Here is a 26,624-nt window from a genome sequence, read left to right as displayed (position 1 = left end):
ATAAAAAAGGTGCATTATAATAATGCACCTTTATCTGTTTTAATATTTATTTAGCAAGAGAATAAACAACATCCATTACCTTTTTACCTATCTCATCGGCTATCTCCATTGATTTAGCTTCTGAGTAAACACGAATGATAGGTTCAGTATTACTCTTTCTTAGATGTACCATTTGTCTGGGAAATCTATCTTAACACCATCTATATCATTAATCTCCTCATCTTTGTAGATCTCTTTAACTTTAAGAAGTATAGCATCTACATCTGTTTCAGGGGTAAGGTCAATTCTATTCTTAGCTATAGCATATTCAGGATATCCCTTCTTCAGTTCGCTCATCTTTTTACCCTCATGAGCAAGATGGCTCAAGAAGAGAGCTATACCTACCAATGCATCACGTCCGTAATGAGACGCAGGATAGATAACACCACCATTGCCTTCACCACCAATAATAGCATTTGTCTCCTTCATCTTTGTGACTACGTTCACCTCACCTACAGCAGCAGCATTATACTCCATACCATATTTGCGTGTTACATCACGAAGTGCTCTTGTTGAGCTTAAATTGGAAACAGTATTACCCGGAGTATGTTTCAGCACATAGTCTGCAACACTTACCAAAGTATATTCCTCTCCGAACATGGTTCCATCTTCACTAATCATTGCGAGACGGTCAACATCAGGGTCGACTACAAAGGCAACGTCTACTCCCCCTTTTCTAACGAGAGACATAATATCACCCAAGTTCTTCTCCAAAGGTTCCGGATTATGCTGGAAATTGCCAGTAGGTTCACAATATAGTTTTTCTACATGATTAACGCCCAAGCGTTTAAAAAGTTCAGGAAGTATTATTCCTCCTACTGAGTTCACACAATCTATAGCAACTTTGAAATTTGCTTTTCTAATAGCCTCCACATCGACTAATTTTAAAGCAAGAACGCTATTAATATGTTTATCGTTATATGTATCATCCTCTCTGTAGCTACCTAAATTATCAACTTCAGCATAGTCGAAATCCTCTCTAGCAGCTATATCCAAAACTTCGTTCCCCTCTTCTTTATTAAGGAATTCTCCATCCTGGTTAAGGAGTTTCAATGCATTCCACTGTTTAGGATTGTGGCTGGCAGTAATAATAATACCACCTTGGGCATTCTCCATCTGTACTGCAAGTTCTGTTGTAGGAGTAGAAGCAAGTCCGATATTTACTACATCACAGCCCATTCCCATTAGTGAGCCACAAACAATATTCTTTACCATTTCACCAGATATTCTGGCATCACGGCCCACTACTATTTTACATTTCTGTTCTTTACTATTTCTGCGAATCAAAGTTGCATAAGCAGAAGTAAACTTTACAATGTCCAATGGAGTAAGAGCGTCACCAACATTTCCACCGATGGTGCCACGAATTCCGGAAATTGATTTTATTAATGTCATTATTCTAATTGATAAGTTATTTCATATACACAAGCGTATACACTTCCTGTTGCAGTGATCTGTCCCTGAGAGTGAGGAACGATAAGTTTCAATTTGGTTCTTTTATCAATAGCTCTACCAACTTTGATATATTTGAAAGGAACCAACCAACCTGCAGGAACGGCACTACTATAATACTGGCTCATTATACCACTTATAAATGTACCGGAAAAACTTCCATCAGACACTGTTAATCTGAACTCATCAGGGTCAGTTGCAATGTTAGATATTGTATTTAAAGATAAAGTATCTGTTGTACCATCAAGAGCAATCTCCTCCTCTACATAGCGGGCAAGAATATTCTTGCTACCATCTTCTATAATCTCACCATCTCCTCTATTAATAACCTGCATATATACTCCGTTTTCATCAAAGAGTACATACTCGTTATTAGCTACATTGGTTGTGGTATCTTGATTAAGGAACTGATTGAGTGTAATGACATTTATATTGTTCTTTTCTATATATCTTTGAATAGACTCTTTCTCATCCTTCTTCTGTTCAGCATATGTCTTGCTGTTGCTACATGACTGAAAGGTCAAACTCAATAAAAAAACAGAAATCAATAGAATGTTTATCTTCTTCATCTTTATTGTTTTAAATTGTGGACAAATGTAGTAAATTGAGAGTTAATTAACTATTCTTTTTGAGTTAATAAATCTTCATATTTAATTATAGCCTGTTTAAACAGAGATATTGCATTCTCCATAGTATCGAAAACTTCTCCACCGGATGCATTGAGATGTCCCCCACCATTAAAGAACTCATTAGCTACTTTATTACATGGAAAAGTTCCTACAGATCTTAGTGAGACCTTAATCATATCTTTCTCAGTATCCTCACGTAAGAAGACAGAGAACTTTACATGCTTTATAGACAAAGGTATGTTTACAAAACCTTCTGTATCTCCCTTTACAAAACTGAACTTCTTCTGCTCATCCCTGGTCAGCCATATCAGTGCAGCATTAAACTCATTGAATACCTGCATCTTCTCATAAAGAACATATCCCATAAGTCTAAGTCTGTCCTCAGAGTAGGTATTGTATACCTTTCTGTAAATATCGTCTTTATCGATACCCTTAGCAAGAAGGCTGCTTATTATGTAATATATCTCTTTATTGTTGGAGTTGTATGTAAATCCTCCTGTATCTGTCATCATACCTGTATAGATACACTGAGCACACTCAAGAGTTATCTCCTCGTAATCTCCCAACCTGTTTATCAGACGATAAACGAGTTCAGAAGTAGATGATATAGATGGGTGTGATATAGTGACATCACAGAATGGTTCCGGATTTAAGTGATGGTCAATCATTACTTTTTTAGCAGACGACTTCTCTATAGACTCTTTCATTGCATCAATGCGTGAAAGAGCGTTGAAGTCAAGACAAAATATCATCTCTGCATGAGATATTACCTCATCCGCTTTTTTCTTATGTCTGTCATATTTTAAGACAGATTCAGAAGCCGGCATCCATCTAAGGAAATCAGGAAAAGAATTTGGGTAGATAACTGTCACATCTTTATCGAAACTCTTCAAAAAATGGTACATACCAAGTGAAGAACCAATAGCATCACCATCCGGAGATACATGTGATACAATTACAATTTTATTGTAGTTACTTAAATATTGCTCAACCTTATCTATGTTCGACTGTTCTATAATTTGAGATAGCATAAATATCATATTTTGGGTGGCAAAAATAGTAATAATTTATTCATTTATACCATTATTTTATAATAACCTACCTCTTTTAAGTTAACATAAGATATTCCTTTATCTATACATTCTTTAGTTATTGCTTCCACGGAAGTGTCACTTAACGAGAAGCCGAGAATAATATGTTTGATCTTGAAAACTTTCTCTAAAGATGATATAGAGTCATAGAAACCTCTGCTAAGATAGAGATAATCCACCTCAAGAGGTCCTTCCGAAGTATATCTGTATTTCCATCTCTTATCACTCACCACACAGAATGTTTTCCCACGCCAATATATTATTCCATCACATGAATATATATATGACGAATGGTAATCACATGTCAGTTTAGGCTCCTTAATCCCATTCTTATAGCAATATCTCTTCACTGCTGGTCGCAGTTCGGTGTACAAAGAGTCGCATGGAGAATATATCACGACAGATTCATTTCTGTTCTCAACAAAATGGATGTATGACATTCGTGAATCATTATATATCAATGCATGAGGCATAATCTTAGTAGGAATACTATTTACAAAGTTGAACGAAACAATTGTGAGAAGCACTATACTTACACCGATAAGATATTTACGTCGTCGGTTATAGATATATAGCAATAAAATAATAAAGAGAATGTATATGAACAGTATGTTGACGAATGAAAAATTATCTATTCTGACAACAGACATTGGTAATGCTGCCACAGTTGATGATATGCTATTCTGAGCTTTCAGAGCATATTGCAGAAGTATATGTATAGGTTGAAATGGGACAACAAACGATATAAGGGCAACTACCATTATAACGACCACCAAAAATGAAGATAGTATATTCGACAGAAGAAAATATGAGGAGAAGTTTGAGAAATAGTACAATACAAGAGGAGCAGCTCCTATTTGGGCTGAAATTGAAAGAGCAATAACTGAGCTAAAACTGTTTACAACCCTATACCTGCAACGTAAAATATCCATTATAGGAGTATAGAACAGGATTATTGTTATCACAGCAGCAAATGAGAGCTGAAAGCTGATATCAAAAAGATAAAAAGGATTGTACAACAGCATACATAGAGCAGTAACGAAGATGATATTTAGAGGATAGCGTTTCTCATGACTGAAATACATCAACTCTAGAAAAAGACACATTATAACAGCACGCACAGCCGATGGAGCAAGTCCACTTATGCAGGCAAAGCCCCAAAGGACAACAAACAGAATAATCCACTTCATTATTCGCAAATGCGTACTCCTGTTCATAAACCAGAGCATAAAGTTTATTATAAGCAGCAGTATGCCAACATGCATACCTGAGATGGAGAGCATATGAGCCAATCCTGACTTAGTATAGTCATCTTCAACCTCCTGTGAGAAAAGATTCCGTTCTCCAACCATAAGAGCAGAGAGCAAGGCGAGTTCATCACCCCTTATTCCCCACTCCCTAAATAGTGATATCACACGCTCTCTTAGTAAAAGTGACTTTTCAATCAACGTAGCATCTCTTTCACTTGAGAAACTCTTTATCTCATCATCTTGAAGAAAAGTTGTACCATTGATACCATTGCGAAGAAGATATGTTGCATAATCAATCTCATTAGGATTGCCCATATTGGCAGGCCTCATTATCTTTCCATAGAATGTTACTAAATCTCCGCTTCTGAAGGACAGATCAACAGAGTCCTTCATCACTCTGGTAAGGACCTTATTATTATCCACATCAACAACAAATTGAATATACCGTCCTTTGTCTACAGCCTCGTCTGTTATACGTCCATTATAGATTTTATTACTCTTCTGCCAGCTATGTTCTGTCTCAAGCCACTTAATATTTGTAAGCATGCTTCCAAGAACTACAGAGAAAAGAGCTGTAGTGATGCCGAATAGTATATTATTACGTCTGTAATATAAAAATAGAGAGAAGAGTGCCAGCAGAAGTAGAAGTATAATATGGAATAACAGATAATTGTGGCAGCGTAATATCGTGTCAGAAAGAAAAATCCCAACTGAAAAAAAGATTGTCAGTCGGGATATTGGAGATAATAATATTTTCTTGTTACTCAACTAACTCATAAATCTTTCATCTCTTGAATAGTCTTCAATATATCTGGAGCTCTAAATATTGCATTACCTGCAACGAGAACGTCTGCACCTGCATCAACAAGTTCCTTTCCGGTCTGCATATTTACTCCGCCGTCAATTTCTATAAGAGCTTTTGAGTTGCTCTTATTTATAAGTTCACGAAGTTCCTTCACCTTATCTATCGTGTGAGTTATAAACTTCTGCCCTCCAAAACCTGGATTTACACTCATCAGAAGTACCATATCCACATCTGCAATGATATCATTCAGTATAGATACAGGAGTGCCCGGATTGAGGGTTACGCCAGCTTTCATCCCAGAATCTTTAATCTGTTGAATTACCCTATGTATATGTGGACAAGCCTCATAGTGTACATTCATCATCATTGCTCCAAGTTCTTTTACCTCATTGATAAATTTCTCAGGCTGTACAATCATAAGATGCACATCAAGAGGTTTATTTGAGAGGTGGGCTACATATTTTAAAACTGGGAATCCAAAAGAAATATTAGGAACGAAGACACCATCCATGATATCAATATGAAGCCAGTCTGCCTGACTCTTATTGATTATCTCAAGATCTTTTTCAAGGTTTGCAAAGTTTGCAGCAAGTAAAGATGGCGATATTAACGGTTTTGCCATAACGATATGTTTTTTTCATTACAAATATAGTAACAATTCAGCAAAACTATTTATTACAACTCTTTATTTTAAGAAAGTGAATCTAACACCTAACTTAATATTGAAATTTAGCGGATGCTCTTTACGTATTGTCTCGATACCTGAATTATCATCAAAATAGTAGACAATACCCGGCTCAGCATATATACCAAACCTCTTTGCCAACTTATATTCAGCACCTATGGATGCCCCTACTGAGAATTGAAGTTTAGATATATCTATATCCTCTTCTGATTCCAGATTCTCTTTTCCATTTACAACATTGTAAGTTTTTAGTTTTCCTGAAATAGGTGTCTCAACTTCTCCTCCAGCGGAGCCATATATGTTGACTTTATTGAGACTGACTATATTCCTGCCTATCTTTATAGGTACACCTATATATTTAAGGCTCTGCTCCTGATGCAACATATCGCTGCCCAAATCAGAATCAAGTTTTGAGAAAAGATAGTTATATGTAAGTCCAGTCTCCAAAGACCAATCTCTATCCAATTCAAATTTAACAGAAAGTCCGAATGTAACAGGTTGATAATGTTTCTTCTTCGTCTTTATGGAATTTATAGTAGATAGGTCTGCAAAATAGTTATTTCTAATAAAGTTATCACTACCCATATTGAGAGAACTTGATATCGGATCCTGCTGAAGTCCATAATCACTATTACTGAACCTCATCATAGCCCCATTTATGTTCGAAGTTGAGTTGACTCCTAAACCGCCGCTGTTCAGAGCAATTGACCATTGTTTCTCCCTCTTTATATTATTAGCATTATATTGATATAAAGATTCTTTGGCTCTTCTCTTTTGATTAGATGCCTGTTTCTGTGATGTTTCTGTGTTTGTTTCTGATTTTGATTCTGAACTTATATTTCCTTTTTCAGCAGCATTAGTTTCCTTTTGTGATAATTTCTCCACCTGTGGAGATTCTTTTGCAGGTATAGTTTCATTCTCTGAATCATTGTACATAGCCCAATCAGATGCTACAGCTTTCACTAAATTTTTTGATAATGTACCATCTTTTTTTGTCTTGATCGGTTTCTCATCCTCTCTCGACAGGATGGCAATCCTGTCATGATTGGTTTCATCACCAGTCATGATCGGTTTACTCTCAATATTGAGATTGGAGATATTCTTATCTTGCTGCTTCTGAATATATTCAGAGCTACTATCCCATAGAGTTACCATTACAGAAGATACAATAGCCAAAATTATTATAGCAGCAATGCTCTGCCATCTTCTCCAAAACGGCACGATCTTGCGCATGGAATCTTTCTCTATTCTATCCCATACACTTTCAGGAACATCTTCAGAGAAATCATCCAACTTTTGTCGCAGTTGTTCAATCCATTTTTCCTTATCATCTTTCTTCATGATCTCTATACTCCTTTATCATTGTAGTAAGTAATTTCTTTGCTCTAAAATATTGAGAAGATGATGTATGTTCAGAGATATTCAGCATAGATGCAATCTCTTTATGGCTCTTATCCTCAAAAACATACAAGTTAAGAACAGTTCTATATCCATCCGGAAGTTTTCTAACCAGCTCCATCAATACAGAAGCAGAAATATCAGAAATGTCACTCTCCTCATCATCGGCGACATCCGGCATCTCATCATAAGATATCTCATTGAGCTTTGCATTTTTCCTTAGATACTTCAGAGACTCATTCATCATTACCTTTGTAAGCCAAGCCTTAAGTGAGCCTTCACCCATATATTTGAATCTTCGTATTGAATCGAATATATTGATGAAACCGTCGTGAAGTATATCCTGTGCTATATCACGATCAGAAACATAGCGCATGCAAACAGACATAAGCTGCCTGGAAAACTTCTCATAAAGTCTTCGTCTTGCCGTGTTGTCTCCGTTCTGACATCCTCGTACAATCGACAGCTCATCTATGTCTATACTTTGTGACACTTCTTATTTATGAATGCAATAGTTTCAAAAATACTGCATCAAAGAGGAATATTTTATTGTTTAATCTGATTTAACAAATAAAGATGCAGTAAAATGTTATTCTCAGCATTAATTGTGTAGTAACATAAAAGTACAAATATATGAGCAAACTTAAAAATTTAATTCTATCAACAGTTCTTATTGCATCAGCAACTTTCATTCAATCTTGCTCTGACGACGAGAACATTGAATATATCACCGAAATTGGCACTGTATCATATATTTCAAATAACGAAAGCGAACAGACACAGGTTAACGGTGATTATAATGGCCTGAGCAATATTATTAATAAGAATGCCTTAAAATATGCTCAGTCAGATAGTGTAGGACAGAGAATACTCTATACCTATATTATTGAGGCTGATAATAAGAGTGCAGCTTTGCCACAAAACGCAAAACAGAGTATTAAGATTTATGACATCTATAAGGTACTTACAAAAAAAATGGACACATACAATCCTGATACTCAGACTGACAACTTCGGCAACGACAATATCAGCATTAACTGGATGTATATCAGTTCAGCACATCTTAACATACAGTTCACCATTCGACGTAGCAGCTCTTCTATTGCGCATAGAATAAGTCTTGTAGCCTTAGAGGGAAGTAAACCTGACGAAAATGGTGTTTTACATCTTGAATTAAGACATAATAAGTTCAATGATGATCCATATATAAACAACATAGGGTATGTATCCTACACACTTGAGAGCATTCCGGGTTATAAGGACGGAACACTTAAAAAACTGATTATAACTTGTAAAAATTCAGACTCAATAACAGAAAGCCACGAAATTGTAGTAAATAAAGATAGTTCAAAAGGCACTATGCAGAAAATAAATTCTGATGAGAACAGCTCGCTCTTTTATAAATAGTTGACTTCATAACATAAAATGTCTGCTTTATATTCTGCAAACATATTTCTAATGAAGATCACCTCTCCCCTAAGATTTACCATTTATCATAAATCTTAGGGGATTCTTTTTTATGAATCACTTTTCAGGAAACTAATAATATATCAGCAAATATGCCAACAAATTTTTCAAGCCATTGGGTTATAATTGCAGCTACTAACAGAAAGGTCTGTTACTGAAGAAGAAAAAGTTATTCTACATAATTCCCTTCGGCACTTCTGTAACCACGAAGGAAATCGACTGTCATCATCTTCTTTTTGCCTGCAAGTTGCAGTTGTATGATATCTATGAAGCCATCTTTGACAGCTATCTTAAAATATGTCTTGTTGTCTGTGATGACCTCACCCACCTTCAGGTTATGTCCCTGGAATATTTTAACTGTCTTATATACCTTCAAGACCAGTCTGTCACCCTCCTTTGTGCAGAGTTCAGTCCAAGCGGCAGGATATGGAGATAGACCTCTAATAAAGTCGTATACTCTCTTAGCCCCCATATTCCAGTCTATTCTGCATGTCTCCTTAAATATTTTCGGTGCAGGGCGAAGAGTTATGTCACTCTTCTGCATCTCTTCCTGAGGTATAGATTTGACTGTTCCTGCAATTATAGCATCAACAGTCTCTACAACCAAGTCGCCACCAAGCATCATAAGTTTGTCGTGAACAATCTCAACATCATCTGTATCATCAATAGGCACACGAACCTGCTGTATAACCTCACCTGTGTCGATCTCATGTTTTAGGAAGAAAGTTGTGATACCTGTCTCCTTATCTCCGTTTATTACTGCCCAGTTTATAGGAGCAGCGCCACGATATTGTGGAAGCAGTGAAGCATGAAGATTGAATGTACCCATAGGTGGCATATTCCATACCACTTCTGGAAGCATACGGAAAGCAACTACAATCTGTAGATCAGCATTAAGAGATTGCAACTCCGCGACAAAAGCCTCATCTTTCAATTTTTCCGGTTGCAATACTTTTAAATTCTGAGAAAGTGCATACTCTTTTACAGGACTTGGCTGAAGCACACTTGCATGACGTCCTACCGGTTTATCGGGCATAGTTACAACGGCAACTACATTGTATCCACCCTCAACCAATCTCTTAAGACTCTCGACTGCAAAGTCGGGAGTACCCATATATACTATTCTTAAATCTTTCTTTTCCATAACTTTAATCTTCTGAAAAGTCTACCAATACTTGTCTGTATGAGTTGAATATCTTTGATTTTGAAACAAATCCCTTATACTTTCCATTTTCATCAAGTACCGGAAGATTCCAAGCTTTTGTCTCATCAAATTTCTTCATCACATCTTCCATTGATTCATTTATACTTATTTTAGCTGCAGGAGCAGTCATGAACTTCTCAACTTGGAATCTGTGATAGAGTTCCTGTCGGAACATTATATTTCGTATATCATCAAGAGAGACAATACCAATAAGCTCATCATTTCTATCTACAACAGGGAAGATATTTCTCTTCGCCATAGATATCACCTTAACCATAGCACCTAAATCTATGTCGGGAGACACCTTATCAAAATCAGTCTCAATGACCGAACTAATATTCATCAGTGTCAGTACTGCCTTATCCTTATGATGAGTTATCAACTCACCTTTTTTGGCAAGACGCATTGAATAGATACTATGAGGTTCAAAGACCATGATTGTAAGATATCCACTTACCGAAACCATCATAAGTGGCAGGAATAGGTCATAGCCTCCGGTAAGTTCAGCAATTAGGAAGATACCTGTAAGCGGCGCATGCATAACACCCGACATTAATCCGGCCATGCCAAGCAGAGCAAAGTTCTTCTCAGGAATAAAAGGTCCTATATGGAACTCATTGCAGAAATGCGAGAATACAAAACCTGTAATACATCCCAGAAAAAGACTTGGTGCAAAGATACCACCACAACCTCCGCCACCATTGGTAGCACTTGAAGCGAATACCTTAAATAGAACTATCATAGCCAGATATATCAGCAAAAGGTTGTCTACACCATAAAATATGGACATATCCATTACCTTATCCCAATCACTATTACTCGCACCGTTAAGGAGAAGGTCTATCGTATCATAACCCTCACCGAATAGAGGTGGAAAAAGGAAAATAAGAAGGCTTAACGTGGTACCTCCTATTGCAAGTTTTATATAAGGACTATTAAAGCGACTAAAGACATTCTCTATAGAGTTCATTGTCCTTGTGAAATAAAGTGAGACCAATCCGCAAATAATACCCAACACGATTACTGATGGTATTCTCTCCATAAGGAATGGCTGGTCCATATGGAACTTAAACATTGCCTCCGGACCGGTAATAATATAGGACATTGTCGCTGCTGTAATTGAGGAGACCAACAGAGGCAATAGAGATGCCATTGTAAGATCTATCATCAATACCTCAAGCGTAAACATAAGTCCGGCGATAGGAGCTTGAAAATTCCGGCGATAGCTCCTGCAGCGCCACAGCCGACAAGAAGCATCAATGTTTTATGATCCAATCTGAAAGTACTGCCAAGATTTGATCCTATAGCAGAACCGGTAAGGACAATAGGCGCCTCCGCTCCTACAGATCCACCAAAACCGATAGTTATGGCACTTGCTATAACAGAGGACCATGTGTTATGTCGCTTTATACGACTCTGTTTCCTTGATATGGCATATAAAATTTTTGTAACACCATGACCAATATCATCTTTAACCACTCGGCGTATAAATATTCCTGTGATAATTATACCTACTACCGGATATACCAGATATAACCAGTTTACACCGGTGGAATCGAAGTTCTCAGTAAGGAACTCCTTTATCCATTCCACTAAGGATTTAAGCACCCATGCAGACAAGGCTGTAAATATACCAACCAAGAAGCTAAGTATCAATATAAAATGCTTATCCTTTATGTTTTTCTCTCGCCAAAGTACGAAACGTTGCAGTAAACTCTTCTTTTCCTCTAAAGTGTTGTACATTAAATCTCCTTATTCTCTAATAACTTTTATCTGACCTTGATTTCCTAATTTTATTATGCTCGATGGTTTTGGCTGAGACTTATCATCCTGTCTGTATTTCACAACATAGTCCACAGCATCAATAATCTCCTGGCTTATCTCACTGAAATTTGCTGCACCCTTCTCACCACTAATATTTGCAGATGTGGATACAATAGCTTTTCTGAAACGAAAACATAGCTGCTTTGAAAATGGCTCTGATGTAACACGTATACCCACGCTACCATCTTCAGCAAGAAGATTCTCCGCCAGATTACGCCCCTGATCATAAATTATTGTAAGAGGTTTAGTTGTCATTTCAATAAGATCCCACGCTACTTGCGGAACATCTTTTGCATAGAAGTCAACTTTCACCTGAGAATCTACCAGGACCAACAAAGCTTTGCTATCCTGACGTTTCTTTATTTCGTATACTCTCTTAACAGCCTCTTCATTTGTTGCATCACACCCAATTCCCCAAACTGTATCTGTAGGATATAGTATGACACCACCTTTTTGCATCACTTCACATGCAGCTTTTATATCTTCATTAAATAGTTCAGCCATATTCTTTTATATTTTTCAAATGCAAAAATAGCAATAATTTTCGTTGTTGTCACTCTTTTTCTTTATCGAGCATTAAATAGAGAGTTTGAACAACATATATCATAGCTTTTTAGGTGAATATATCTCATTCCACCACAATGGTTTATCCTTCAACCATTTTGCAAACCATGCATATATCGTATTTTGCCACATCAACCTCTTATTATATTCTGTTATATGATGATCTTGCCCGTTTACAAGCACCATCGCAGTCTCTTTACCCAAGAGCTTAAGAGCAGTAAACATCTGTATGCTCTCTCCAACAGGAACGTTTTTGTCTACATCACCATGAAGAAATAATATAGGGGTATTTATCTTCTCTGCATTATAGAGAGGGCTCTGCTTAACATATAGATCAACGTCTTGCCATGGATAACTGTTGGCCATAGAGACCTCGCTATATGAGTATCCCCAATAGCCTTCACCCCAATAGCTTGTATGGTCACTGATACCGGCATGCGATATTGCACATGCAAAGATATCAGTCTTTGTCTGCAGATATTGAGTCATAAAGCCTCCATATGATGCACCGATACATCCTATTTTCTTACTGTCAACATAAGAGTGTTCCTTAACAAACTGTTTTGTTCCCTCTATGATATCATCTGCCACACCCTCACCAGCTGTGTTAACATGCCTTGAGGAGAACTCCTGACCAAAGCCTGTTGCTCCACTTGGTTGCAGAACATAAACAACATACCCCATAGCAGCATAGGCATGATGCGGATAGCGGCTCTCAAAGTTACGGCTTGTAGGACTGCAACCTCCATAATAGTTCACAATCATTGGATAACTCTTCTTCTTATCGAATGAAGGTGGAAGGTAATATCTTCCGTAGATTGTATCACCACGTGAGTTTACAAAATTCCAGTTATGGCACTCGCCCAATTTTATACCATCAAGTATCTCTCTGCTTATATCATCCATAAGGGTGCTCTTTCCACTCTTACAGTCATACAGATAAACTCTGTCAGAATTGGATGCACTCTGACCAAAATATACTGCCATATTGGCTTTATCGGCAAGTGAAAATGATTTTATAATCTCTTCATTTAAATTCAGAGCATCAATTTTACCTGTTACAGGAGTCATGCTATACATGCTGATATAGTCACGGTTCTCGGCTGTAAAGTAGATCTTGCCATCTTTAGTGCTCCATGAAATGTTTCCAACACTTGGATTAAACTCTTTGGTCATAGCTCTTACACTCTTTGATGCTATATCCATTATATAGAGTTGCATATCGAACATATTCGGAATCTTTCCTTCGGGTAGGTTCTTGCCTATTCCGGCGAAAGCCTCAGGAGAGCCTGTTATAGCCACACTCTTACCATCAGGAGAAAAACATGCGTTTGAAATAAATCCATCATCTTCCACTAGAGTATCTACTTTCATGTTTCTTGTATCAAGTCTTAACAGGGAAAATAGAGTGGTAGGTCTTTTTGTCAATCTTGCTTTTGACATCATCAACAGAATATATCTTCCATCTTTTGAGATATCGGATGCCCATACATTCCTATATCCGTAAGTAAGAGGCTGCATTATTCGACTCTTAATATCATATTTGAAGAGAGAATTTCTATTTCTCCATCCAGGCTGACGGTCATCCGGTTCTAGGACCTGATATATCTCTTTCTTCTCTTTGGGTCCTTCCTGCTCTATCGAGTATAGAAGATACTCCTCATTTGGTGATATTTGAAAACGTCCTTCGGGTATTGCATAGGCAAAAATCTTCTCACTACCATTCTGTGGGTTGAAGGCCACTATGTCTCTACCATTATCGCCTTTACGCAACGTATAATAGATATCCGAAGATGGCATCCATATCATCTCCTCCGAACCTTGAGATATTATTTTACCCGAAGCGACCTCTTTCGCAATAAATCTTCTCTGAAGTGTACCACCTTCAAGTGTATTGAGATAGCTTATAATAATATACTTACCACTTGGAGATATACTTACTGATGAGACTCTTTTGCCATCGACTACACTATTTATTGTATACATACGTTTCACGGAAGTACCTATTATGATATCTTCAGGATTATCTGTATCGAAGTCAACAGACAAAGAGTCTGCAACACTTTTCTTAGAAAGATATTTTATAACGAAAGTATGTGTAGCCGGCTCGAGGGCAATTTCCTTTCCATCACTTTTCTTTCCGTCAACATATATTCTGTAATTCTTTAATCCCTTTACAGAGAGCTTACCTTTAACAAAATCTCTGTTCTCCATATTAAATGAAATTAAATTTATTGAATAATCTGCTGATGACTTAGGAATACCGGTGATATCATATTCAGTACCTGCAGATATATTTGCCAATGAGGTATATGAATCTAACAGCATCTCATCCGAAAAAGCCTTTTGACCGGCATTAACGCTATCTATCATAAATGGACGTATAACTTCAATAGGAGTAACACATCTGAACTTAGTTATCTCTACCTTCTTAGCAAATAGCACTGTTGCCATCAACAAAGCTAAACAAGTCAAAAAATTCTTTCTCATAATATCTATGTATTTGTAAAACAAAGTTATAAAAAAGAAGAATCTCACAACAAGTTATTGTGAGATTCTTCCATATATAAATCTTTTATAGTATTTCAACTAAAAAAACGCTCTTCCAAAATGAGTGAAACAATATTAGAATTCACTTGTAAAATGGAATTTTATATTCTTGAAATCCATCTGTGCCATCTGAAGAACATATCCACTGTCAGCTAAGAATACATCACGTCCTTCTCTGTCCTTAGCCATGTATTGATATTTTCTCTTTTTGAAAGCTTCAAGCTCCTCTTTATCATCACTCTCTACCCAACATGCTTTATAAAGGCTCAATGGTTCCCATCTACACTTAGCATTATACTCATTCTCCAGACGGTATTGGATAACCTCGAACTGAAGTTGTCCTACAGTACCGATTATCTTTCTCCCATTGAACTGGTTTACAAATAGCTGCGCCACACCTTCATCCATAAGCTGGTCAATACCTTTAGCCAACTGTTTCTGTTTCATTGGGTCTGCATTCTCAATATATTTGAACATTTCAGGAGAGAAACTTGGTATTCCCTGAAAATGGAGCAATTCACCTTCAGTAAGAGTGTCACCTATCTTGAATGTACCATTATCAGGCAAGCCTATGATATCACCTGCCCAAGCCTCATCAACTGTAGTCTTTCTCTGTGCCATGAACTGTGTAGGAGATGAGAAACGCATTGTCTTTCCATGACGTACATGGAAATATGGAGTGTTTCTCTCAAATTTGCCGGAGCAAACCTTACAGAACGCAATACAAGAACGATGGTTAGGGTCGATGTTTGCAGTTATCTTGAATATGAATCCTGAGAATTTATTCTCATCAGGATTGATGTCACGTTCCACAGCATGTGTTGGACGTGGACATGGAGCTATTTCGACGAAACAGTTCAACATCTCCTGAACACCAAAATTATTTAGCGCAGAACCAAAGAATACAGGTGCTATTTTACCATCAAGATATCCCTCCTTATCAAACTCAGGATATACACCTTCAATAAGTTCCAAGTCGGCACGTAACTTTTCCGCCAAAGGAGTACCAATGTGCTTGTCAAGTTCTTCTGTATTTATATCTATCTCCACCTTCTCTGTCACTATCTGCTTAGATGGTTGGAAAAGGTTAAGATTATTCTCATATATATTGTATACACCTTTGAACCTTGCACCTTGATCTATAGGCCAAGAGAGAGGACGGACAGAGATGGAGAGCTCCTCTTCTAACTCATCGAGCAGATCAAAAGGATCCTTACCTTCGCGGTCCATTTTATTAACGAAGATTATAACAGGAGTATTTCTCATTCGGCAGACCTCCATGAGCTTTCTTGTCTGCGACTCAACACCCTTTGCACCGTCAACAACAATGATAACACTATCTACTGCTGTCAATGTGCGGTATGTATCTTCTGCAAAATCCTGGTGACCCGGAGTATCCAGGATATTGATTTTATAATCATTATAGTCAAACTCCATCACAGATGTTGTTACAGAGATACCACGTTGTTTCTCTATATCCATCCAATCGGATGTAGCTGTTTTCTTAATTTTATTGCTCTTTACGGCTCCTGCCACCTGAATCTGACCACCAAAAAGCAAGAGCTTTTCTGTCAACGATGTCTTTCCCGCATCAGGGTGCGCAATAATCGCAAAGGTTCTTCTTCTTTCTATTTCAGAATTCATTGTTTATTTTGTCAATTCATTTATACACTCCTTCAAACTATCCTCCCAATAAGATACCTCTATACCATAAGTCTCCTTAATCTTTGTCTTGTCCAACACTGAGAAATGTGGTCTGTGAGCTTTGTAAGGATACTCATAAGTATGTAAAGGTTTTAAATTACATCCGGTAATGCCCGACAAGCGGAAAATAGCCTTTGTAAAATCGAACCAAGAGCAAACACCTTCATTACTGAAATGATATATACCTGGAACAACACCTTTATTTATAGCTGCAAAAACCACTTCAGCAAGATCCTTTGCATAAGTAGGTGTACCAATTTGATCGAATACCACTCCCAAAGACTCCTTCTCTTTGCCTAACTTCATCATTGTCTTTACAAAGTTATTTCCAAACTCAGAATAGAGCCATGCAGTACGTATTATCATACAATGTGAGCAAAGTTCCATCGCTCTCCTCTCACCTGCAAGTTTAGTCCTTCCATAAACAGATGCAGGTGATGTCTCTTCATCCTCTTTATACGGAATATGGTTTGTGCCATCAAAAACATAATCTGTAGATATATGAATTAATGATGCGCTATTTCTTTCAGCAGCAGCTGCCAGATTTCCAACAGCTATATTATTGAGTTTATCACACAACTCCTCATTGTCTTCTGCCTTATCAACAGCAGTATAGGCAGCACAATTAATTATTACATCAATACTATTGTCAATGACAAATTCAGCAACCATACCCTCATTGCATATGTCAAGTTCGTTGACATCTGTAAAGAAGTAGTTGTATTCTTTATTATTCTGTGATAAGATGCGGATTTCATTACCTAACTGACCGTTAGCACCGGTCACAAGTATATTTTTCATTTTTTTAGAATTAAATATCCAATTCTCCCTTTTTATCCTCTATATAATAATTTGCAAGCATACCCAAAAAGGCTGATATTGCCTTCTGTGCCTTCGCTGTCTCCTGACCTATCTCCTTATCTTGCAATTTCAAAAGTAGTATACCATATAAAGCTTCAAAACAGGTCTCCAGTTCTGGTTCATCCTTATCGGCACCTTTAGCTCTGAGTTCAACAATAAAAGGAAGACAGTTGTAGTATGCAGCACTATAGTAAGGGAATTTCGGTGAGCCTAACAGTTGTAAATGAAGATCAGTCAGCCAAGTGATTATATTCTTGTTTATCTGCAGATGGCCTTTTTCCATAACGCCCTCTTCCTTCATCATATTTATCAGATCCTCATACCATTTCAACATCTCTTTCCCCTGAGCTTCATCCAAGTTGAATTTACTTATTATATGTTCATCAATTTTCTTAATATCAAAATCATTCGCACGGATCAAGTCTTCAACCTGCCACATATATATTAAATATTCGGCAATATTCTTATCTTTTAATACCCTAGAAATAAACATGGCTAATATGAGTTAATAATTTCAGTAAAGTGAATTGCCAAGAAAAGTATAGATAACTCCAGCTACAGACAATACCATAACTATAACGCCAATAATACGATTAAGCATCCATATGCCACGTAAGTTGAATCTGGTGCGTACTTTATTTACAAAGTAAGTTATTCCAAACCACCATGACAGAGCACCAAGAACAATTGCAATATATCCTACAAGCTGAAATCCTACCGGACTTCCAGGCATTACAAAAGAGAGCCTTGCGAAAAGACCTATAAAGAGGAATATAATCAGTGGGTTAGAAAGAGTTACGAAGAATGCTGTAATAAAATTATGAAGATAGCTACCTGGAGTAGAAGAAAGAGGTCTTATAGACTGTACCGGATTACTTCTGAATGTGTATACACCAAATAAAAATAGCATAATACTACCAATTATCTGAAGAAGTATCTGGTTTTTGGTAAGGAATTGATCCATAAAACTCATGCCATAACCTGTAAGTAAGGCATAGCTTATATCACTTAATGAAGCACCCAACCCGGTAACAAAGCCATACCATCGTCCTTTGTTCAATGTCCTTTGTATACAAAGTACCCCTACAGGTCCTAAAGGCGCAGATACTACCACGCCTACAATAAGACCTTTCACCAATAAATCCAGTATGGTTACTTGTTCTATCCAATTCATGCTGCAAAGATGATACTTTTTTATGAAAGTACCTATATTTGAATCTCATTTTCTTTTTTAGGCAATCTCTTTTATGTAACTTTGCATTTTCTTAATAAGATTGAATATTTTGTAACAGACTATCATTAATAATCAACTATAAAAGTCATTATGATTTTATTTTTCAGAACGGCCTCTAAAAGTGTAATTGCTACAGAGGTAAATCACGATTTAACTCCCGAAGATATTGAAAAACTATCTTGGTTATACGGTGACGCCGTAGTAGAAGATGAAAAGAACTTGAAAGGTTATTTTATCGGTCCTCGCCGTGAAATGATTACACCTTGGAGTACTAATGCTGTAGAGATCACTCAAAACATGAACATTAAGGGTGTCATGAGAATTGAAGAATATTTTCCCGTAAAGGATGATTCTGCTGAGTATGACCCTATGCTTCAGAGACTATACAATAGCCTTAATCAAGACATATTTGTAGTAAACAGACAACCTGCTCCGATAATGCATATCGAAAACCTTGAAGAGTATAATGAAAAAGAGGGATTAGCACTATCAAAAGAGGAGATTGATTATCTATTAAAGATAGAGAAAGACTTAGGCAGAAAGCTAACAGATTCTGAGGTCTTCGGATTTGCTCAGATAAACTCTGAACACTGCCGTCATAAAATATTTGGTGGAACATTCATTATTGACGGAGAAGAGATGGAGTCTTCACTTTTCCAAATGATTAAAAAGACTACAGCTGAAAATCAAAACAAAATTATTTCTGCCTACAAAGACAATGTTGCTTTTGCAGAAGGACCAGTAGTAGAGCAATTCTCACCTGCCGACCATACAACTTCAGACTATTTCATTATTAAAGAGATTAAGACTGTCATCTCATTAAAAGCAGAGACACACAACTTTCCAACAACTGTTGAACCATTCAATGGTGCTTCTACAGGTAGCGGCGGTGAAATACGCGACCGTATGGGTGGTGGTAAAGGTTCTTGGCCTATTGCAGGTACTGCTGTTTATATGACATCATACCCAAGAACTGATGAAGGACGTGAATGGGAAGAGTTACTTCCTGTAAGAAAATGGCTTTATCAGACACCTGAGCAAATTCTTATCAAGGCATCAAATGGTGCTTCTGACTTTGGTAACAAATTCGGCCAACCACTTATCTGTGGTTCTGTTCTTACATTTGAACACGAAGAGAACGATACATTCTACGGATACGACAAGGTAATAATGCTTGCCGGTGGTGTCGGATATGGTACACAACGTGACTGTCTGAAAGGACATCCTGAAAAAGGAAATAAAGTTGTAGTTCTTGGTGGTGACAACTACCGTATCGGTCTTGGTGGTGGTTCTGTATCTTCAGTAGAAACAGGACGCTACTCATCAGGTATAGAGCTCAATGCCGTACAGAGAGCAAATGCTGAGATGCAGAAGAGAGCATACAATGTTGTTCGTTCACTTTGTGAAGAAGAAAACAACCCTATCGTTTCAATACATGACCACGGTTCAGCAGGACATGTAAACTGCCTATCTGAACTAGTTGAAGAGTGTGGAGGTAAGATTGATATGAGCAAGCTCCCTATAGGAGATAATACTCTATCTGCAAAAGAGATTATAGCAAATGAATCACAGGAGAGAATGGGACTTCTTATCGATGAGGAAGCTATAGAACATGTAAAGAAGATTGCAGAACGTGAACGTGCTCCTATGTATGTAGTTGGTGAGACTACAGGAGATGCACACTTCTCTTTTGAACAGGCTGACGGAGTTCGTCCATTTGACCTTGATGTAGATCAGATGTTCGGATCATCTCCAAAAACATATATGATCGATAAGACTGTTGAACGTCACTATGAGGATGCAACTTACGATACAGCTAAAATAAACGATTACCTTACAAGAGTTCTTCAGCTTGAAGCTGTTGCCTGCAAAGACTGGTTGACAAATAAAGTAGACCGTTCTGTAACAGGCAAGGTAGCTCGTCAACAGTGCCAGGGTGAGATACAGTTGCCACTTAGCGACTGCGGTGTAGTATCATTGGACTACAGAGGAGAGAAAGGTATTGCAACATCATTAGGACATGCTCCTCAGGCTGCTCTTGCAAATCCTGCTGCAGGTTCTGTTCTTTCAGTAGCCGAAGCTCTTACTAACATTGTATGGGCACCTTTTGCAGAAGGAATGGATAGCATTTCACTCTCAGCAAACTGGATGTGGCCATGCCGTTCACAGGAAGGTGAGGATGCAAGACTATATAAAGCAGTAAAAGCTCTTTCTGATTTCTGCTGCCAGCTTCAAATAAATGTTCCAACAGGTAAAGACTCACTCTCAATGACTCAGAAATATCCTGATGGAGAAAAGGTTATAAGTCCGGGGACAGTCATCGTTTCTGCCGGTGGAGAGATTTCTGACATTAAGAAAGTTGTTTCACCAGTACTTGTAAATGATGACAAGAGCACTATATACCATATAGACTTCAGCTTTGACAAGATGCGCCTTGGCGGTTCTGCCTTTGCACAATCTCTGAACAAAGTTGGTGACGACGTACCTACAGTTCAAAATGCTGAGTACTTCCGTGATGCTTTCATGGCTATTCAGACTTTAGTTGAGAAAGGTCTTATCATTGCAGGACACGATATATCTGCAGGTGGTCTTATCACAACTCTTCTTGAGATGTGCTTTGCCAACACTGATGGTGGTATGGAGATAAGCCTCGACAAGATTAAGGAAGATGACATTATTAAGGTTCTATTCTCTGAAAATCCAGGTGTAGTTATCCAGGTTAAGGATAAAGACAAAGAGGAAGTTAAGAAAATATTGGAAGATGCCGGTATAGGATATGCTAAACTTGGTAAGCCAACAGAAGAGAGACATATACTTGTTACAAAGGATGATGCTACATACCAGTTCGGCATTGACTATCTTCGTGATGTATGGTTCTCATCATCTTACCTACTCGATCGCAAACAGAGCATGAACGGCTGTGCTAAGAAACGTTTCGAAAATTATGCAAAACAACCTATTGAGCTCGCATTCGACAAATCGTTTACAGGTAAATATTCTCAATATGGTATAGATCCAAACAGAAGAACAGCAACCGGAATCAAGGCTGCCATTATCCGTGAAAAGGGTACTCAGTGCGAAAGAGAGATGGCATACTCACTCTATCTTGCAGGCTTCGATGTTAAGGATGTTACAATGACTGACCTTATCAGTGGTCGTGAGACACTTGAGGATCTAAATATGATAGTATTCTGCGGTGGTTTCTCTAACTCAGATGTTTTAGGTTCAGCTAAAGGCTGGGCTGGAGGTTTCCTCTTCAACCCTAAGGCTAAAGCTGCTCTTGATAACTTCTATGCACGCAAGGATACTCTTTCTCTTGGTGTATGTAACGGATGCCAGCTTATGATAGAGCTTGGACTTATCAATCCTAATCATGAGAAGAAAACCAAGATGCTTCACAACGACTCACACAAATTCGAATCTGAATTTACCGGAGTTACTGTACAGACAAACCAGAGTGTTATGTTAGGTTCACTTAGCGGAAGCAAACTTGGTATCTGGGTTGCACATGGAGAAGGAAAATTCTCTTTACCATATAAGGAAGATAAATACAATGTTGTATTGAAATATTCTTATGATGAATATCCTGGTAATCCAAACGGTTCTGATTATTCTACTGCAGGTATAGCAAGTGCAGACGGACGTCATTTAGCAATGATGCCTCACTTGGAAAGAGCAATCTTCCCATGGCAGAATGCATTCTATCCAAACGATAGAGCAAACAGCGATCAGGTAACTCCTTGGATTGAAGCATTTGTAAACGCTAAAGAGTGGATTCAAAAGCATAAATAACAATCGTATTACAATATTTAAGTGCAGCGTCAGTTTTACTGTAACGCTGCACTTTTTTTATAATAATTTTGATTAATAGATATCTTTTACGATTTTTGTCATAACAACAGACTAATTAAACCTTATGAAAAGAAAGCGTCTTTCTTTTTTAACGATTGTTCTCGCTTTATTTTACATTAATTCATATTGCAGCAAACTCATCAGCATTGAAGATGGTTTAAGTTCGAGACAAGTATACTCCATAGAGAAAGATAAAAAAGGCTTTATGTGGTTCCTTACCTATGATGGCGTTGATAGATTCGATGGCCTATCAACAACACACTATAAACTTAACCACAACAGAGAAGAAATAAACGCTTCACCCGACATAAATTACTTAGCAAAAGACTCAAAAGGTAATATAATTGAACTTGGCAAAAACGGCCATATTTTCAGATATAACTACAACAAGGATAAGTTTGAGCTATTATTCGATTTCACCAACCTTACCAGAAAAAGCAAACTAATCAATGCATCATCTATATTTCTTGACTCAAAAGATATTATATGGATAAATATAAAAGATAAAAATTATCTGTATGATTATAGTAAAAAAGAGTTGACCACTATTGAGACAGAGCTCAAGGAGGAGGTTGTAGCAATGACAGAGGTAGATGAGAATATGTACAGTATGGCTACCTCAGAGCATATATATACAGTTCTGCTAAGAGGAAACAGAATAAAGGTGCTGTCTATGATAAATCTCCCACCCTACTCAATGATAAATTACATATATTATCACAAAAACAGCAACACCCTTATAGTATCAACTCCTTTCAACGGCATATATCTATATAACTATGTTACCAATCAGCTCTCAAATGTTCCCTATAAGTTTACTAATATATTCTTAAACAAGATTATCCCGTTAATGAGTTCGGCAGATGAAGTGTTGATTGCGACAAATGGAGCGGGAGTATACAGGCTTAATATAAAGACACAAAAACTTACACCATTTACTAATTATTGCAATAACATTTATGACACAGATGGTAGTTGTAACATCATAAAAGACTTATATATTGATGAACAAAAAAAGCTATGGATGGCTGTCTATCCCTTCGGTATATCTGTAAGTTCAAATAAAGAGAACCTATTTAACAGAATAACAAATAACAGTTTTGACAGCAACTCACTTGTTGATGATCAGGTAAACTATATCTACGAAGATTCCGACAAGGATATATGGTTTCTTACCAATAATGGCATATCATGTTATAACAAGAAGAATAATAAGTGGACTAATATTCTTTACAATATGCCTTCCAGCAAAGAAGAAAATAACCATGCCTTTTTATCAATAGTGGAGACATTTCCTAGGAACTTTATCATCAGCGGATATATGGCGGGAGTATACGTCCTTAATAAGAATGATATGAAGCCTATCTTTAGGCCTATAATTGATTACAAAAAACATAAACCGGACAAGTATATTCGTTCTATATACAAAGAAAAAGACAATACAATATGGCTTGGAGGCTACTCCTATCTTAAGCATTACAATACCCAAACAAAAAAATATAAAATTTATAATACCAGTGTTCCCATATTCAATATTACAGCCAAAAGCAAAGATGAGCTTTGGATAAGTACATTCAGTGGGCTATTTATATTCAATAAAAAAGAGGAGAAAATGTATAAGTTCAAATTCTCTTCTCAAATAGAGTTTATTACATCAATATACCAATATGATAATGAGCTGACTTTTATTGGCACAAACGGGAACGGCCTATTTGTATATGACAATATCAGTAAAAAAGTTAAAAGGTATTATGACAATAATTCTGCCCTTAATTCTAATTATATATACAATATAGTTCCGTCCTTATTAAATTCTATTCTTATAAGTACAGAAAAAGGTATAAGTCGCTATAATATAGAAGATAGACAATTTAAAAACTGGTCATCAGACCAATTGACGGGTTTCAACCCACTATCAGGAATAAAAAGCAGTGACGGAGATTATTACTTTGGCAGTAACAAAGGGGTTATAAATTTCACAAATGATGCTCTCAGTTCTGAGATTAACAAGACAAAGCTGATATTCAATAGCCTTTATATAAACTACCAAAAGGTTTATCCGGATGAAGAGGATTCACCTTTGACATCCAACATTGATAATACAGATATTCTGCATCTTGACAATGATCAAAACACGTTCACTATTGAACTTGCTTCTATTAATTTCGACAGCCAGTCGAATATTTATTACAGTTGGATGCTCGAGGGATTCTATGATAAATGGAGCAAGCCATCGAAAGATAGAAACATTAAATGTATAAATATACCTCCGGGCAAATATAAACTTAGAGTAAGAAGTGTGCTTATTGAAGATTCCAAGATACAAGAAGAGCGCTCTATAAATATAAAGATAAAGAGACCATACTGGGAGTCTGTATATGCTCAGATAATATACAGTTTAATAATTATATTATTAGCTTATTATATATCAAAGTATATCGTTATTCGTAAAGAGAGAAATATGTCGAATGACAAAATACGTTTCTTTATAAACACAGCTCATGATATCCGTACTCCTCTGTCACTTATCAAAGCTCCTCTTGGAGAGATTGGAAGAACAGAAAATCTTAGCGATCAGGGAGTAAAAAACCTGAATATTGCCTTGGACAATACTGAGATACTAACAAGCCTTACAAGCAATCTTATAAATTTCGAAAAAGAGGAGTTATATTCTAATGTGCTATATGTATCCGAATGCAATCTGAATGAATATATCAACGATTATTTGAAGGAGTTCATTCAGTATGCCATAAAGAAGAATATTCATATTGAGGTACATAACACTTCTAACCCTAATATGACAGTACTTATTGATAAAAATAAGATTGACTCTATCCTTAGAAACATCATAAGTAATGCTATAAAGTATACTGAAGAGAATGGGATGATAAGTATCTTGATATCTAATGACAGTAGATATTGGACTATTCAGATAAGTGATACAGGAGTTGGTATATCGGAAAAAGATCAGAAGAAACTCTTCAAATCAATATTTAGAAGTGAGAATGCAACAAACATGCAGATCTCCGGAAGTGGAATAGGATTACTCCTTACACACAAACTTCTAAAAAACCATCAAGGAAAAATAAGTGTAAATAGCTGTGAAAATGTGGGAACAACATTCAAGTTATCATTCCCTTTCAAAAGTAGGAAATATATACTTACAGAAAACCATCTTGCGAATATAATTAAGCCTTCTCATAATGAGGAGGGTGATAACAAGAGCATTAAGATTTCAAATTTGGATAAGTCCAGTAAACGATATATACTTATTGTGGAAGATAATGTTGAGCTAAGAACATTCCTATCGAATACTCTATCAAAAGAGTATAAGGTAGCTGAAGCGGTCAATGGCTTGGAAGCTCTATCGTTGATAAGGGTTAATAATCCTGACCTTATAATTTCTGATGTAATGATGCCAATCATGGATGGTAACGAACTATGTCAACAAGTAAAAGAGAACGTCGAGACCAGCCATATACCGATAATACTTCTTACTGCACTAAACGATAAAGATAGCATTATTAAAGGGCTGAAAACAAAAGCTGACAAATATATCACCAAGCCATTTGACATTCAGGTATTGATGGCTGTAATAAACAATGTTTTTGCTAACAGAGATATTATTAAGAAAGCATTTTCGAAAGGTAATTTCAACTATGTTCTAAATGATAAAGATCAACCTGGACTAGACTTGGATCAGCAATTCCTTCTAAAGATAACAGAAAACATAAAAAAGAATATCTCAAAAGAGATAAATGTAGATATACTGTGCAGTTTCCTGAATATGAGCAGAAGTAGCTTTTATAACAAGATTAAGGCTCTTACTGACTATTCACCAAGTGACTATATTAGAAAGATAAAAATGGAGGAGGCAGCAAGACTGTTGAGGACAAAAAATTATACAGTATCTGAAGTAGCAGATATGGTAGGATTTGGAGATCCTAAATATTTCACTGATATATTCAAGAAATATTTCAAGATGACTCCAAGTAACTATATGAAAAATAACTGA

General features: G+C 36.8%; 16 protein-coding genes and 2 pseudogenes. 3 read left to right on the top strand and 15 right to left on the bottom strand.

Translation table 11 applies throughout. The features are described from left to right. Positions 1-46 precede the first annotated feature (46 nt). The 7 genes and pseudogenes from glmM to JCM15092_RS04635 all read right to left on the bottom strand — a co-directional run bounded on the left by glmM (position 47) and on the right by JCM15092_RS04635 (position 7,824). Positions 47-1,434: pseudogene (gene glmM / locus JCM15092_RS14950) on the bottom strand (phosphoglucosamine mutase). After that, positions 1,434-2,060 (bottom strand): BamK family beta-barrel-assembly machinery protein, encoded by a 627-nt coding sequence (gene bamK, locus JCM15092_RS04660; protein ID WP_024993646.1) that lies wholly within the window; start codon positions 2,058-2,060, stop codon positions 1,434-1,436. Before bamK ends, glmM begins: the two are co-directional and overlap by 1 nt. 50 nt (positions 2,061-2,110) lie before the next feature. Further along, entirely contained in the window at positions 2,111-3,151 is a 1,041-nt protein-coding gene (locus JCM15092_RS04655) for a DHH family phosphoesterase (protein WP_024993645.1), read from the bottom strand. A gap of 44 nt (positions 3,152-3,195) precedes the next feature. Then, positions 3,196-5,229, bottom strand: coding sequence for a ComEC/Rec2 family competence protein (locus JCM15092_RS04650; RefSeq protein ID WP_084488447.1), 2,034 nt, complete (start codon positions 5,227-5,229; stop codon positions 3,196-3,198). Between the two features lie 5 nt (positions 5,230-5,234). Then, the gene (gene rpe / locus JCM15092_RS04645; RefSeq protein ID WP_024993643.1) at positions 5,235-5,888 is read right to left on the bottom strand and encodes a ribulose-phosphate 3-epimerase; all 654 of its coding nucleotides are present in this window, start codon (positions 5,886-5,888) and stop codon (positions 5,235-5,237) included. Positions 5,889-5,951: 63 nt separating this feature from the next. Further along, the gene (locus JCM15092_RS16515; protein ID WP_024993642.1) at positions 5,952-7,292 is read right to left on the bottom strand and encodes an outer membrane beta-barrel protein; all 1,341 of its coding nucleotides are present in this window, start codon (positions 7,290-7,292) and stop codon (positions 5,952-5,954) included. Continuing rightward, positions 7,279-7,824, bottom strand: a complete 546-nt coding sequence (locus tag JCM15092_RS04635; RefSeq protein ID WP_024993641.1) for an RNA polymerase sigma factor — start codon at positions 7,822-7,824, stop codon at positions 7,279-7,281. The genes JCM15092_RS16515 and JCM15092_RS04635 overlap by 14 nt, the downstream gene beginning before the upstream one ends. Positions 7,825-7,982: 158 nt before the next feature. Between JCM15092_RS04635 and JCM15092_RS04630 the strand changes: the two genes are divergently transcribed. Beyond that, positions 7,983-8,756 carry a NigD1/NigD2 family lipoprotein gene (locus JCM15092_RS04630; RefSeq protein ID WP_024993640.1) on the top strand — a complete coding sequence of 258 codons (774 nt, stop codon included), beginning with the start codon at positions 7,983-7,985 and terminating at the stop codon, positions 8,754-8,756. A gap of 229 nt (positions 8,757-8,985) precedes the next feature. Here JCM15092_RS04630 and fmt read toward each other — a convergent pair whose 3' ends face one another. The 8 genes and pseudogenes from fmt to JCM15092_RS04590 all read right to left on the bottom strand — a co-directional run bounded on the left by fmt (position 8,986) and on the right by JCM15092_RS04590 (position 18,697). Further along, a complete protein-coding gene (fmt, locus tag JCM15092_RS04625) occupies positions 8,986-9,960 on the bottom strand; it encodes a methionyl-tRNA formyltransferase (protein WP_024993639.1) in 975 nt (324 codons plus the stop codon). Between the two features lie 4 nt (positions 9,961-9,964). Further along, positions 9,965-11,763, bottom strand: a pseudogene (locus JCM15092_RS14940) (chloride channel protein). Positions 11,764-11,772: 9 nt separating this feature from the next. Then, positions 11,773-12,348, bottom strand: coding sequence for an L-threonylcarbamoyladenylate synthase (locus JCM15092_RS04615; RefSeq protein WP_024993638.1), 576 nt, complete (start codon positions 12,346-12,348; stop codon positions 11,773-11,775). A 99-nt stretch (positions 12,349-12,447) separates the two neighbouring features. Continuing rightward, positions 12,448-14,898 (bottom strand): S9 family peptidase, encoded by a 2,451-nt coding sequence (locus JCM15092_RS04610; protein ID WP_024993637.1) that lies wholly within the window; start codon positions 14,896-14,898, stop codon positions 12,448-12,450. A gap of 135 nt (positions 14,899-15,033) precedes the next feature. Continuing rightward, entirely contained in the window at positions 15,034-16,602 is a 1,569-nt protein-coding gene (locus JCM15092_RS04605) for a peptide chain release factor 3 (protein WP_024993636.1), read from the bottom strand. A 3-nt stretch (positions 16,603-16,605) separates the two neighbouring features. After that, the gene (rfbD, locus tag JCM15092_RS04600) at positions 16,606-17,463 is read right to left on the bottom strand and encodes a dTDP-4-dehydrorhamnose reductase (protein WP_024993635.1); all 858 of its coding nucleotides are present in this window, start codon (positions 17,461-17,463) and stop codon (positions 16,606-16,608) included. Between the two features lie 10 nt (positions 17,464-17,473). Next, the gene (locus JCM15092_RS04595) at positions 17,474-18,016 is read right to left on the bottom strand and encodes a DUF4924 family protein (protein ID WP_024993634.1); all 543 of its coding nucleotides are present in this window, start codon (positions 18,014-18,016) and stop codon (positions 17,474-17,476) included. A 21-nt stretch (positions 18,017-18,037) separates the two neighbouring features. Then, positions 18,038-18,697: a LysE family translocator gene (locus JCM15092_RS04590; RefSeq protein WP_024993633.1), complete on the bottom strand. Its 660-nt coding sequence runs from the start codon at positions 18,695-18,697 to the stop codon at positions 18,038-18,040. A gap of 150 nt (positions 18,698-18,847) precedes the next feature. Here JCM15092_RS04590 and purL point away from each other — a divergent pair, with 150 nt between their 5' ends. Both purL and JCM15092_RS04580 read left to right on the top strand, forming a co-directional pair. After that, positions 18,848-22,549 (top strand): phosphoribosylformylglycinamidine synthase, encoded by a 3,702-nt coding sequence (purL, locus tag JCM15092_RS04585; protein ID WP_024993632.1) that lies wholly within the window; start codon positions 18,848-18,850, stop codon positions 22,547-22,549. 124 nt (positions 22,550-22,673) lie between these two features. Further along, the gene (locus tag JCM15092_RS04580) at positions 22,674-26,624 is read left to right on the top strand and encodes a hybrid sensor histidine kinase/response regulator transcription factor (protein WP_024993631.1); all 3,951 of its coding nucleotides are present in this window, start codon (positions 22,674-22,676) and stop codon (positions 26,622-26,624) included.

The organism is Phocaeicola paurosaccharolyticus JCM 15092 (genome assembly GCF_000613805.1).
Classification (GTDB): domain Bacteria; phylum Bacteroidota; class Bacteroidia; order Bacteroidales; family Bacteroidaceae; genus Phocaeicola; species Phocaeicola paurosaccharolyticus.
The sequence above is the reverse complement of the archived record's forward strand: the minus strand, read 5'-3'. Positions and strand labels throughout refer to the sequence as shown.

Excerpts from the sequence above, each read along its gene's own strand:
- JCM15092_RS04610 (WP_024993637.1), bottom strand. The coding sequence starts at position 14,898 with ATGAGAAAGAATTTTTTGACTTGTTTAGCTTTGTTGATGGCAACAGTG.
- JCM15092_RS04655 (WP_024993645.1), bottom strand. The coding sequence starts at position 3,151 with ATGCTATCTCAAATTATAGAACAGTCGAACATAGATAAGGTTGAGCAA.
- JCM15092_RS16515 (WP_024993642.1), bottom strand. The coding sequence starts at position 7,292 with ATGAAGAAAGATGATAAGGAAAAATGGATTGAACAACTGCGACAAAAG.
- JCM15092_RS04580 (WP_024993631.1), top strand. The coding sequence starts at position 22,674 with ATGAAAAGAAAGCGTCTTTCTTTTTTAACGATTGTTCTCGCTTTATTT.
- JCM15092_RS04605 (WP_024993636.1), bottom strand. The coding sequence starts at position 16,602 with ATGAATTCTGAAATAGAAAGAAGAAGAACCTTTGCGATTATTGCGCAC.
- bamK (WP_024993646.1), bottom strand. The coding sequence starts at position 2,060 with ATGAAGAAGATAAACATTCTATTGATTTCTGTTTTTTTATTGAGTTTG.
- JCM15092_RS04590 (WP_024993633.1), bottom strand. The coding sequence starts at position 18,697 with ATGAATTGGATAGAACAAGTAACCATACTGGATTTATTGGTGAAAGGT.
- fmt (WP_024993639.1), bottom strand. The coding sequence starts at position 9,960 with ATGGAAAAGAAAGATTTAAGAATAGTATATATGGGTACTCCCGACTTT.
- JCM15092_RS04630 (WP_024993640.1), top strand. The coding sequence starts at position 7,983 with ATGAGCAAACTTAAAAATTTAATTCTATCAACAGTTCTTATTGCATCA.
- rfbD (WP_024993635.1), bottom strand. The coding sequence starts at position 17,463 with ATGAAAAATATACTTGTGACCGGTGCTAACGGTCAGTTAGGTAATGAA.
- JCM15092_RS04615 (WP_024993638.1), bottom strand. The coding sequence starts at position 12,348 with ATGGCTGAACTATTTAATGAAGATATAAAAGCTGCATGTGAAGTGATG.
- rpe (WP_024993643.1), bottom strand. The coding sequence starts at position 5,888 with ATGGCAAAACCGTTAATATCGCCATCTTTACTTGCTGCAAACTTTGCA.
- JCM15092_RS04595 (WP_024993634.1), bottom strand. The coding sequence starts at position 18,016 with ATGTTTATTTCTAGGGTATTAAAAGATAAGAATATTGCCGAATATTTA.
- purL (WP_024993632.1), top strand. The coding sequence starts at position 18,848 with ATGATTTTATTTTTCAGAACGGCCTCTAAAAGTGTAATTGCTACAGAG.